Raw genomic sequence first — 12,248 nt, 5'->3', positions numbered from 1 at the left:
CTGGTTACAGGGCGCCCGGTTTATTCCGGGCGTCTCTGAGAAGTCTCACTCCGACGGGAGCTAATCCGTGAAAGACTTACTTAAGTTTCTGAAAGCGCAAACTAAAACTGAAGAGTTTGATGCGATCAAAATTGCGCTGGCTTCGCCAGACATGATCCGTTCCTGGTCTTTCGGTGAAGTTAAAAAGCCGGAAACCATCAACTACCGTACGTTCAAACCAGAGCGTGACGGTCTGTTCTGTGCGCGTATTTTCGGGCCAGTGAAAGACTATGAGTGCCTGTGCGGTAAGTACAAGCGCCTGAAACATCGCGGTGTGATCTGTGAGAAGTGTGGCGTTGAAGTTACACAGACCAAAGTTCGCCGTGAGCGCATGGGCCACATTGAACTGGCTTCGCCAACTGCGCACATCTGGTTCCTGAAATCGTTGCCATCACGCATCGGTTTGCTGCTGGATATGCCACTGCGTGATATCGAACGCGTGCTGTACTTCGAATCCTATGTGGTGGTTGAAGGCGGCATGACCAACCTTGAAAAGCGTCAGATCCTGACTGAAGAGCAGTATCTGGATGCGCTGGAAGAGTTTGGTGATGAATTCGACGCAAAAATGGGTGCAGAAGCGATCCAGGCCCTGTTGAAAAACATGGATCTGGAGCAAGAGTGCGAACAGCTGCGTGAAGAGTTGAATGAAACCAATTCTGAAACTAAACGCAAAAAGCTGACCAAGCGCATCAAGCTGCTGGAAGCGTTCGTGCAGTCTGGCAACAAACCAGAGTGGATGATCCTGACCGTGCTGCCAGTGCTGCCGCCGGATCTGCGTCCACTGGTGCCGCTGGACGGCGGTCGTTTCGCAACCTCAGATCTGAACGATCTGTATCGTCGCGTGATCAACCGTAACAACCGTCTGAAGCGTCTGCTGGATCTGGCTGCGCCTGATATCATCGTACGTAACGAAAAACGTATGCTGCAGGAAGCGGTAGATGCCCTGCTGGATAACGGCCGTCGTGGCCGTGCGATCACCGGATCTAACAAGCGTCCGCTGAAATCTTTGGCCGATATGATCAAAGGTAAGCAGGGTCGTTTCCGTCAGAACCTGCTCGGTAAGCGTGTTGACTATTCCGGTCGTTCTGTTATCACCGTAGGTCCATACCTGCGTCTGCATCAGTGCGGTCTGCCGAAGAAAATGGCACTGGAGCTGTTCAAACCGTTCATCTACGGCAAGCTGGAACTGCGTGGCCTCGCGACCACCATTAAAGCTGCTAAGAAAATGGTAGAGCGTGAAGAAGCTGTTGTCTGGGATATCCTCGACGAAGTGATCCGTGAACACCCGGTCCTGCTGAACCGTGCACCAACTCTGCACCGTTTGGGTATTCAGGCATTTGAACCTGTTCTGATCGAAGGTAAAGCTATCCAGCTGCACCCGCTGGTTTGTGCGGCCTATAACGCCGACTTCGATGGTGACCAAATGGCTGTGCACGTACCGCTGACGCTGGAAGCTCAGCTGGAAGCACGTGCGTTGATGATGTCAACCAACAACATTCTGTCACCTGCGAACGGCGAGCCAATCATCGTTCCTTCTCAGGACGTCGTGCTGGGCCTGTACTACATGACCCGTGACTGTGTTAACGCCAAAGGCGAAGGCATGGTGCTGACCGGTCCGAAAGAGGCAGAGCGCATCTATCGCGCTGGTTTGGCTTCGTTACATGCTCGTGTGAAAGTACGTATCACTGAGCATGAGAAAAACGAGCAGGACGAGTGGGTTGCTAAAACCAGCATTATTGACACGACCGTGGGCCGCGCCATTCTGTGGATGATCGTGCCGAAAGGTCTGCCTTACTCTATCGTCAACCAGGCGCTGGGTAAGAAAGCCATCTCCAAAATGCTGAACACCTGTTACCGCATTCTGGGCTTGAAACCAACCGTCATCTTTGCTGACCAGACGATGTACACCGGTTTTGCCTATGCAGCACGTTCAGGTGCTTCCGTTGGTATCGATGACATGGTCATCCCGGCGAAGAAAGCGGAAATCATCACCGAAGCGGAAGCGGAAGTGGCTGAGATTCAGGAGCAGTTCCAGTCTGGTCTGGTCACTGCTGGCGAGCGTTATAACAAGGTTATCGATATCTGGGCTGCAGCAAACGAACGCGTAGCCAAGGCGATGATGGAAAACTTGTCGACCGAGAGCGTGATTAACCGTGACGGTGTTGAAGAGCGTCAGGTCTCCTTCAACAGCATCTTTATGATGGCCGACTCCGGTGCGCGTGGTTCTGCTGCACAGATTCGTCAGCTGGCGGGGATGCGTGGTCTGATGGCGAAGCCAGATGGCTCCATCATCGAAACGCCAATTACTGCGAACTTCCGCGAAGGTCTGAACGTACTCCAGTACTTCATCTCGACGCACGGTGCGCGTAAAGGTCTGGCGGATACCGCACTGAAAACCGCGAACTCCGGTTATCTGACGCGTCGTCTGGTTGATGTAGCGCAAGATCTGGTGGTCACCGAGGACGACTGTGGTACCCACGAAGGTATCCTGATGACGCCGGTTATCGAAGGTGGTGATGTTAAAGAGCCACTGCGTGAACGTGTTCTGGGACGTGTAACGGCGGAAGATGTGTTGAAGCCGGGCACTGCAGATATTCTGCTGCCGCGTAACACGCTGCTGCACGAGTACCAATGTGATCTGCTGGAAGAACACTCTGTCGACAGCCTGAAAGTTCGCTCCGTCGTAAGTTGCGAAACTGACTTCGGTGTGTGTGCGCACTGTTATGGACGCGATCTGGCGCGTGGTCACATCATCAACAAAGGTGAGGCCATCGGCGTTATCGCAGCACAGTCCATCGGTGAGCCAGGTACTCAGCTGACGATGCGTACGTTCCACATCGGTGGTGCGGCCTCGCGTGCGGCTGCTGAATCCAGCATTCAGGTGAAGAACAAAGGTACCATTAAGCTGACCAACGCCAAGTCGGTAACCAACTCCGCTGGCAAGCTTGTTATTACCTCGCGTAACGTTGAACTGAAAATGATCGACGAATTTGGTCGTACCAAAGAGAGCTATAAAGTTCCTTACGGTTCTACCATGGCGAAAGGTGATGGTGAGCAGGTTGCTGCGGGCGAAACCGTTGCGAACTGGGATCCGCATACCATGCCGGTCATTACTGAAGTGAGCGGTTTTATTCGCTTCACTGACATGATCGACGGTCAGACCATTACGCGTCAGACTGATGAGCTGACCGGTCTGTCATCTCTGGTGGTTCTGGACAGTGCAGAGCGTACAGCAGGTGGTAAAGATCTACGTCCGGCACTGAAAATCGTTGATGCCAACGGTAACGATGTACTGATCCCTGGCAGCGATATGCCTGCTCAGTATTTCCTGCCAGGTAAAGCGATTGTCCAACTGGAAGATGGTATTCAGATCAGTTCGGGTGATACCCTGGCGCGTGTGCCTCAGGAATCCGGCGGTACGAAAGATATTACCGGTGGTCTGCCTCGTGTTGCTGACCTGTTCGAAGCGCGTCGTCCGAAAGAGCCGGCAATCCTGGCTGAAATCAGCGGCATCATTTCCTTCGGTAAAGAAACCAAAGGGAAGCGTCGCCTGGTTATCACCCCGGTAGATGGCAGCGATCCTTACGAAGAAATGATTCCAAAATGGCGTCAGCTTAACGTGTTTGAAGGTGAGCGCGTAGAACGTGGTGATGTGGTTTCCGATGGTCCTGAGTCTCCACATGACATCCTGCGTCTGCGTGGTGTGCATGCAGTAACACGCTATATCACCAACGAAGTGCAGGAAGTTTATCGTCTGCAAGGCGTTAAGATTAACGATAAGCATATCGAAGTTATCGTTCGTCAGATGCTGCGTAAAGCGACCATTGAAAGTTCAGGAAGCTCTGATTTCCTTGATGGTGAGCAGGTTGAAGTCTCGCGGGTTAAAATTTCTAACCGCGATCTGGAAGCCAACGGCAAAATCGCAGCGACTTACATGCGCGATCTGCTGGGTATCACCAAGGCATCACTGGCAACCGAATCGTTCATCTCTGCAGCATCTTTCCAGGAAACCACGCGTGTCCTGACCGAAGCCGCTGTAGCAGGTAAACGTGATGAACTGCGTGGCCTGAAAGAGAACGTTATCGTAGGTCGTCTGATTCCGGCTGGTACTGGTTACGCCTACCACCAGGATCGTATGCGTCGTAAGGCTGCAGGCGAAGTACCTGTTGTACCTCAGGTTACTGCAGATGAGGCGTCTGCCAGTCTGGCAGAGTTGCTGAATGCTGGCCTTGGTGGCAACGACGATTAATTTCGTATAGCCTTAAAGACCTTGCTTAGCCAATAACGCCGTTCACTTCTTCCCATGTGGTTTGAAGTGAACGGAGAGTTGGATAAGATAAGATTTAAAGCACCGCCCGATTATATCGGCGGTGCTTTTTTATTGACGGTAAAAAAATTGAGCTGATTCCTGCTGGATAAGGTTCAACGCAGGGGATGATGTTCGTTGCGGCGACTTATTACCTCATCATGGGGGTGGGAATTGTGCCACGGTGCGTAGTCCATCGTTATTGCGATTATGCTGAAACCGCAGAGCAGTGCGAATACCTGTCGTAGTGTTTTCGCGCGCACGCTCACGGATGATTAACATCAATGGTCGCCAGCTTCCCTCTGTACTCAACAATGTGTTGATAGCACCCTCCATTTCCTGTGCACGAATTTCATCATTCTGTTCACGCGCCAGTTGTGCCAGAGCACGGTAGCCATCAATTTCCGCACCACTTTCGCCGCGCAACGAATAATTGACGTTGTACAGGCAGTAGTTAGATTGTTCTGCAAGTTTCCCCAACTGCTGTTCGAACTCATCCAGTACCGCCATCGCCTGATTGCGTAAATCGGGGGTATCACGCTTATCTGCATCTGGTTCCAGCGTCTCAATACAGCGCATCAGCCATGCATCGCGGTGGGCTGAAAGTTCCTGCTGCATATCGGCCACAGTGGAATAGTGGCGGTCAATATCCGCATCCTGTTTGTCTTCGATGGTGTAGAGTGACAGCTCATGCCGCTGCTGATGCCAACTGAGGTCACGTGTGATGCCAAGTTGTACCGGCAAGCCAAAACGGCCGCTGACGCCGAGTCCTTCACTCGTGGGTGTGTTGCTGAGCGGCGAACCGCCGATCCCTGCTGACACACGGGCCCGCTGAGTGGTGGTATCACCCCGATAACCATTGATGCGTACAGTACCGCCGGACTCCTGCCTTTTGTCCTTTGTTTGGTCATGTTGCTGGCTAACAGCAAACTCACCGTAAGCATATTGCCCGGTCATCGCTTGCCCTGCATGACGGACAAAGGGCAGCCTGCCATATAGCGTTCCCGTCACACCCCGGGAAGTGCTTTCTGAGTGCACGTGGCTCATTGAAACATCCGGGCTACGTGCCAGAATGGCCTCCAGCGGTCCGCTGAAACTGCGTCCCTGCTGCGGTTCGAGACTGTCCCAGCGGACGACGCTCTCCAGGGCTGTATACATTTTCTGACGCATCTCATCATCCTGAAAACGGCGACGGAAGAAGCGGATCAGCGTGGCGTCTGAGTGTGACTGTTGCTGTCTCAGTGTAGTGCGGACGCCGCCCTGCAGGCTGACATTATTATCCAGTTGTACCCCTGCGCTGATACCCAGTGAGGCCTCAGCGCTGTGAGTTTTACTTTTACCAAATGAAAATTCCATACCAAGAATCGGCATAAACAGTTGTACCCAGGCTTCCTCACTTCGCGCCAGCTCAAAAGAGGCGGTAGGCGCGACCGGAAACAGAACATTATAAGGCAGCGTGGGAAGCCCAACCCCCAGCGTTCCCCCGCCGCCTAATCTGACGCGATCGCGCAGGCGACTGCCCTCAATCAGTGGCTGGAAAAAGGTGAGGATATCGTCTTTGCTCTGAAAACAGCGTGATTTCAACAGTTGTAGTGCCCGCTCTGATTCCGGCGTCAGCTCAGGTGACGGCAGGCGTTTATCCGCAGGTAACGTATTATTCAGTTCTTCATACAGGCGGTTGATCATCTCAAAGCTGCTAAGCCTCTGCTCAAACATGGTTTCCAGTACAGGAGGCAGTTCGGTTGATGTAAATATGGAACGAATCTTATTGTCGGGTTTGCTGTCTGCGTTCTGGAGCAGGGCCAGAGCCTGAAGGGCTGCACGGCGTTCTTTGCGTCCAGGCACCTGTTGAGAAAGATGCCCACCTTTCACTGCTGAAGTCTCCATACTCTCCGTCAGGGCGCTGGCTGCCCGCACGAGCAACTGAGCTTCCGGCCCATGTTCATCTCCGATATGTTCAATCAGCGCTTTGAGTTGCATGAGCCTTTCATTAACCTGCTTATCTCCCTGGCTGCGTAGTGAGGTCATATCCATGCTATCGGTAATGTCCATTGCACGGGTCAGTCCCTCCGGGGTATAGGGCGTTTTCTGCATATGCGGTAGCAGACGCAATCCCTCTTTCTGCGCTGGCGGTGGCGAGGCCATTGCCCGAAAGACCCACTCATGTGTCGCTTTCATCAGGCGCTGATTATCCACGTCATAGGGCGAGCCGGGTGCATTACTGATATAGCCGTTACGTACGGCGTTATAGGCAGCATGCTGTACATCATCGAAATGGGTTACTTCACTTTCGCTAACAAGCTTGCTGGCGGCAACAGCGCGTGCGTCCTGTAACCAGCCGATCACTGTTGGGTCCTGCTCTGTTGTAAGCGCTCTGTCAGCCTTCCAGAACGTACTAAGGGACTTGCTGATTGTTGCATCAGGTACCTCGTCACCTTTACTGGAAAGCAGTTGCAGCATATCTGCACCGCGCGGCAGGGCGCTGATTTTATGATTAAAGTGTACTGCGGCTGCGGTGAGTTTATCGTGCGGAGCAGTCTGTGAGGCCCAGTGCTGTGCAGGATACTCCGACAGTACATCAAGAATTTTTCCGGCCATGCCGGGTTCATCACTCGACTGTGCCAGAGCATTTTGCACTACATCGACAATCAGCCAGCCCGGTTGTTTGGTCAGGGCAGGATTGGCATCCAGCCGGGCAATCAGGTTCTTTAACTGTGTGGTTAATGGTTTATCCTGCTGGCGTTCGAGCGTATCTATGCGGGCAGCATTCGCTTCGTTTTTCATCGCTTTAAGCGCGGTTTTTTCCTGCTCCACAAGCGGGCTGATTTCGTCTTTTAATTTGCTCCCACTCGTCAGCGGGGTTCTGCTTTGGCTGGTGTGCTCTGCCTGATACGGGATAGTTTCTTGGTGACCGGCCCCTTGGGCGGGGCGCAGTAAGGCGGTGGCCTGGTTGGCATTTATCCACTGTTGTTGTGCCACCCCACGCTGCTGTAGCAGCATCATTTGTTTGCCCTGCAGTTTCTCTAATGCCTGGTTAATTCCTTCCAGTGCCTGGGAACTATCAATATCCAGCGTCTCCAGTTGAGCAATATTCTCCATCAGGCTACTTTGGGCGGCGGATTGCACCAGCAGTTGATGCATGACTGCTTGCTGATGCGATTCTTCATTCCCTGCACTGACCGGTTCCTGCGCCTTTAATCGCTCCAGTTCCTCTCCTGCGAGATTCAGTTGGCGATAGCCGTTCTCCATACTGCTTGCCAGAACCATCAAGCTACGGATTTTCTCCGCGCCGACTGTAAACTGCTGGGATATTTCATCGCGCAGTGTGGCACTGGTTGTCACCAGTTTACTGGCTTCCTGGTGAAGCTCTGCCAGCCGTTGGCGGGAAAATGCCAACTGTTTGTCGGCGCTGTCAGCGTGATCGCTCATGCGACTAAGCGCCATCATTGCAGGGTCTTCCAGCATGCTGAGCAGCTCGGCATGGCGGGAAGCCACCTGCTGTTCGGCCAGGTTCACTCGCTGCTGTAGCTGTTTTACCCGATCGGGATCATGTTGTTGGATTGCCCTGTCATGTTGCTCATAGCATTTTTCCAGTACGTCTGTTGCGGTTTCTAACAGGGTCCGTTTGTCCTGCAGTGCTTGTTGCAGTTCACCCGCCGCGTGGGCGATCTCCTCATGAGGAATCACGCCATCACGCATCTCACTACCGCTTTTATTGACATTCTCGCCATAGGACGTTGCGATCTTTTTTAACGAGGCGGGCGCAAGGAAGGGAAAGAGTTTGGTGAGCCGCTGTCGATACTTACCCGGTGCGGGTCGATCCCAGAGCGTATGCTTACTCTGTTCGAGGGTTTTGACGCTGGATTCAGCATAGCGTAATAGCTGGTGGCTGCGGTGTAGCATCGGGAATGCCAGCGCATTCGGGTTGCGGGCGCTCTCCTGCTGTGGCACGCCGCTGCGCTCCTGTCTGTCACGTGTTGTGCCGCTTCCCGGGATCCCAAGAGTGTAATCCTGCGTGCGAGCAGAGAGTTTTTCTTTCATTCGGGAAAGCCTGCTACTGGAAGGCGGCTGGCCGGCGCTGGGCGAAACCTGCTGATGTGTTGCCGCTTTGTTCGCTTGCTTTACGTCGTCTGTGGAAGGTGGTGTACCATCATGTGGCGGCTCGTGCCGGATATCAGCGGGTGTTATAAAACGCGGAACCTTCATTGCTACTCCGTGACGGAATTTTGCGTACCACTATATCTGTCCAGTATTGATAAACGAATTGCGTATTTCAGCAATAGACAGATGCAAAATGGGGGAAGCAAGTATGCGCTGGTTTGCCAGCGGCTGGAAAGTGATGTTACGTGGTGCTTTTAAAGAGAAAGCGGCACCGGATGATGCCGCTTTGGCAAGGGAATCACCCGAAGGTATTTCCCCATCGTACTTTGAATTGCAGACCTGTTTGTAACGCGTTCGTATCACTTCAGCCAGGTTACTGGTCTTCCCCGAAACGAATTCCCGGACGACGACTCAGTCACTTTCAGTCGTGAGGGGTACGTTATACAGAACTCAGAATTATCTTTATGACCAGCGATTCAGCCAGCGCATGAAAGCATCTAAGTCCACCAGATCTTCAGGGGTCATTTCGTAGCGATTTGATGGTTCTGCTGAGACGAATTCGAACTCACCACCGTAGAGATCGCTTGCAATATAGCTATCTACTTTTTCACCGCCCACTTTCACAGTCTGTGCCTTGACCTTACCGCCATAGTTTGTAAAGACCGGAGCCCAATAATCGTCATCAGAATGAATGCTTAAGGTGTCACCGGCATCCATATTGCCGCGGTTTGTTACCCAGTCGCTGCGGAGGTCGATATTTCTTTTGGCGGTTAAATTACCAAAGTTATTCACTCTACGGACATCGCCCTTCATTCCTTTCGCGTTGATCTCTCCATCCTGATCGTTATAAAGGTAACCTGCATTCATGACCAACTGATCACGCGCAGTAATGTTGCCTCCGCCGTTCATAAGGTTTTTATCAGCATCCAGATCAATATCGTTGGCCGTCATATTACCGGCTGCATTTAATATGGATTTTCCTTTGATTTTCAAACTATAGTTTGCGTCTAACTGACCCGAGTTGCGTGCAACAGAATCATCGCTCACCAGATAAATGGTATCAGCTTTGACTGCGCCCAACTCAGTAACATCAAGAGTGACATCATATCCATATTGAGCTTGTGATCTTGCCGAGCTCATGGTTACGTTTTTGGCCTGCACTGGCGCGTCGACAATAATTTTACCGGCTTCAATTTTCAGGTTATCCAGCGCTGGATTGACTAACCCTTTGCCTTCAAATGTGACCGTACCATTATTCCCTTTTGCGGTTTGAACAATGCGAGCAGTACCTGAGGAAGTATCTACATTGTGAGTAGTAAGCAAGGCTGAAGACGTATTAATGAAACCACAACCCGAGCAGGTTATGCCATTAGGGTTAGAGACAATCACATCAGCTTTCTGACCAGCAACTTCGATCTGCCCATTCAATTGACTTTTGCTACTGCCCGGGCGGACTTGGTTAATGATCAGCCGAGCTGAGTCGCAACATTTTTACCGCTGTTATTAAGAATCATGCCATCTTTCGAGACATTAAATTCATTATAATTATTAACAGAGATGCCTTTCCCATTCGGTTTGGCAATGTTAATAACATCTGCGCTGCTGGCATAAAGGCTGCTGCTAGCCAAAATGGCTGCGGTTGCAGTAAAAATAAGAGATAGTTTAAATTTTTTCATAAATAACATGTCCTTGTGTTAGATAATTTTTTTTGCAGTATATATCCTTCATATTTCAAACTGCAGATTTATTAGCGATGTCGGCATATTCCCCTTACTGGTGTGAATTTCCTGACTTGCTTTTTCTGCAGGAAGAATTATTCAGGATATTAATACATGGCATTTTCTGTTGTATTTTTTGATTCTCCCTGTTCGCAACGATGACATAATAAAACTATCTATCCATGCGTAACTGACAATCGCCTGAATGCAACATGAATGAATTTGCACCTGTATTATTCCCTCAGTACTGCCACTGAAGACTAAGTCCAAGATTTATCTTATCCGTTTTAAAATCATCCGGTTTGTATAATGGTATACCGGAAAATAACTCATAGCCTGCGTTTCCAGCCCATCCCCGGAGGCCAATGACACTGCCAACTAACCTGTTTTTATTATAGGGTTGATCGCTTTTACCAGTAACTTGCCCCATGTCGATACCTGCATAAAGCTGGTGGGTGATGGACGGAAGATTCCAGCGCAGTTCGTTTTGTAGAAACCATCCCTTATCGCGCGTAAGATTTTGCTGACCATCGAAACCACGTACCGTCCAGCGATTACCCAGAGAAAATTGATCGAGCGTAGTTAACCTGTCAGGCGTCAGCTGTACTTTTAACTTGGGTGCATAAGTCATTATCTGCTTCATCCAGATAAAGTTAACATTGGCATCTATATCCAGACTGAGTACGCGACCTTTCCGGCTCACATCCCCGATTTTTTCTTCGGGAGCGGTACCAAACCAGTGTGCTTTTTGCTGATAACTCAGTGCCGTATTAATTGTCGTATTTGTATAGTTCAACTGATAGTTAAGTAGCGCTTTCCATCCACTGCTGTGTTTCTCCTGCTGCGGAAGTGCCACATCTTCGATGACAGCATTTGCCTGATTATCAAAGAATTGTAGGCCAGCGGTTAAACGCTCCTTTGCATTATAAGTGAGTAACCGATTAAATTGGATGCTGCTGTAGTGATAATTGTTCTTATATGACCAATCATTGTAATAGCCATGAAGAGCCTGCTCAGTTTTACTGCGGCTATGAAAAATATCTATTGCCCAAAACTGCAATGGAACGGAATAGTAAAATGAATAGTTTTGATAGCCACGGTGCGTGTTTTTAGCTGTGGGGATATTTTGCGCATAGGAAACATAAGCCGTGTCATTTAATGACGTGGGATTTAAGAGATAAAATGCCGCGCCACCCTGATAACGCCCGAGATTACGTGTTCCAGCATCGTTAGCCCAAGTACTGATCTTCCAGTACTTTTGCTGCGAGCGATCAATAAGAATATCGCTTTTACCGTTTAGGGTTGGCTGAATAAAAATTCTTGCTTGTGATCCATCAACACGTTGGAGGTTTTCACTGGCTCTCTCTAATGCAGACAACGTAATAATCTCCCCGGTTTCCATGGGGAGTGTATTCCATAAGCTGGTATAAGATGTTTTTCCCGACGTTGAAATGTTATCTACGGTACCTGGAATAACAGAAACCGTTAATTCTCCACGGGTGAGATCCTGGGCGGGTATTGATACTTTGGTGGTAATGTAACCCTCTTGAAGTATCTTCGTTTGCATTGTATAAGCAAGGGCCTTGATCCCTTTTAGCCCTATACATTTTTTTTCTGCTTGTTTTGCTAGTCGGTCCAGAAAATGAAGATCAAGCTTTTATGAAGGACTATTTACAGTAATGTTATTAATGATCCAGCATTCTTCCTCTGCAGGAATGTTAAATTCAACAGACGTGTCGTTATTCTTGACATCTGCTTTCTTGTAATCAGGTGTCAGCAATTTTTTCTGACTTTTCTCTTGCTGTTGCTGATTTGTGATTTCCTGATCAAACTGTACTGATGGCGCAACATTACTTGCTTCTACATTCGCTTGAAGTATAAGTAGTACTGCTATTGGCACAATGTAAATATTTTTCATTTTAAAGTTTCACAATGCTGAAACTTAATCACCCTGACCGAGATCTGCCTTACTTCAAGCCATGAATTTGGCGGCAGTGTACATCCCAATTACGTAATCATTTATGTTCATGGGAGTGACAGAACTGCATGCATTCTGTAACTTGAATTAGTTAAGATATCTCTTA

7 protein-coding genes are annotated in these 12,248 nt (G+C 50.0%); 2 read left to right on the top strand and 5 right to left on the bottom strand.

What is annotated here, in order from left to right:
• Positions 1 to 67 precede the first annotated feature (67 nt).
• Positions 68 to 4,288 carry a DNA-directed RNA polymerase subunit beta' gene (gene rpoC / locus J1C60_RS17195; RefSeq protein ID WP_128178941.1) on the top strand — a complete coding sequence of 1,407 codons (4,221 nt, stop codon included), beginning with the start codon at positions 68 to 70 and terminating at the stop codon, positions 4,286 to 4,288.
• Between the two features lie 216 nt (positions 4,289 to 4,504).
• Here the strand turns inward: rpoC and J1C60_RS17190 are convergent, their stop codons facing one another.
• Positions 4,505 to 8,551, bottom strand: a complete 4,047-nt coding sequence (locus tag J1C60_RS17190; protein ID WP_128178942.1) for a coiled-coil domain-containing protein — start codon at positions 8,549 to 8,551, stop codon at positions 4,505 to 4,507.
• Positions 8,552 to 8,654: 103 nt separating this feature from the next.
• Here J1C60_RS17190 and J1C60_RS17185 point away from each other — a divergent pair, with 103 nt between their 5' ends.
• A complete protein-coding gene (locus tag J1C60_RS17185) occupies positions 8,655 to 8,795 on the top strand; it encodes a hypothetical protein (protein WP_154325459.1) in 141 nt (46 codons plus the stop codon).
• A gap of 113 nt (positions 8,796 to 8,908) precedes the next feature.
• On the opposite strand, the gene J1C60_RS17180 is transcribed toward J1C60_RS17185, so the two are convergent.
• The 4 genes from J1C60_RS17180 to J1C60_RS17165 form a co-directional block, all read right to left on the bottom strand.
• Positions 8,909 to 9,874 (bottom strand): two-partner secretion domain-containing protein, encoded by a 966-nt coding sequence (locus tag J1C60_RS17180; RefSeq protein ID WP_235859181.1) that lies wholly within the window; start codon positions 9,872 to 9,874, stop codon positions 8,909 to 8,911.
• A gap of 38 nt (positions 9,875 to 9,912) precedes the next feature.
• Complete coding sequence (locus J1C60_RS17175) at positions 9,913 to 10,122, bottom strand: filamentous hemagglutinin N-terminal domain-containing protein (protein WP_164877303.1); 210 nt, start codon at positions 10,120 to 10,122, stop codon at positions 9,913 to 9,915.
• A gap of 283 nt (positions 10,123 to 10,405) precedes the next feature.
• Positions 10,406 to 11,803: a ShlB/FhaC/HecB family hemolysin secretion/activation protein gene (locus J1C60_RS17170; RefSeq protein ID WP_128178945.1), complete on the bottom strand. Its 1,398-nt coding sequence runs from the start codon at positions 11,801 to 11,803 to the stop codon at positions 10,406 to 10,408.
• Between the two features lie 18 nt (positions 11,804 to 11,821).
• Positions 11,822 to 12,082: a hypothetical protein gene (locus J1C60_RS17165; protein WP_128178946.1), complete on the bottom strand. Its 261-nt coding sequence runs from the start codon at positions 12,080 to 12,082 to the stop codon at positions 11,822 to 11,824.
• Positions 12,083 to 12,248 lie beyond the last annotated feature (166 nt).

It is taken from the genome of [Pantoea] beijingensis (assembly GCF_022647505.1).
GTDB lineage: Bacteria > Pseudomonadota > Gammaproteobacteria > Enterobacterales > Enterobacteriaceae > Erwinia > Erwinia beijingensis.
The sequence above is the reverse complement of the archived record's forward strand: the minus strand, read 5'-3'. Positions and strand labels throughout refer to the sequence as shown.

What these genes read in the sequence shown, in the direction of transcription:
- J1C60_RS17165 (WP_128178946.1), bottom strand. Translation starts at nt 12,082, where the DNA reads ATGAAAAATATTTACATTGTGCCAATAGCAGTACTACTTATACTTCAA.
- J1C60_RS17185 (WP_154325459.1), top strand. Translation starts at nt 8,655, where the DNA reads ATGCGCTGGTTTGCCAGCGGCTGGAAAGTGATGTTACGTGGTGCTTTT.
- J1C60_RS17175 (WP_164877303.1), bottom strand. Translation starts at nt 10,122, where the DNA reads ATGAAAAAATTTAAACTATCTCTTATTTTTACTGCAACCGCAGCCATT.
- J1C60_RS17190 (WP_128178942.1), bottom strand. Translation starts at nt 8,551, where the DNA reads ATGAAGGTTCCGCGTTTTATAACACCCGCTGATATCCGGCACGAGCCG.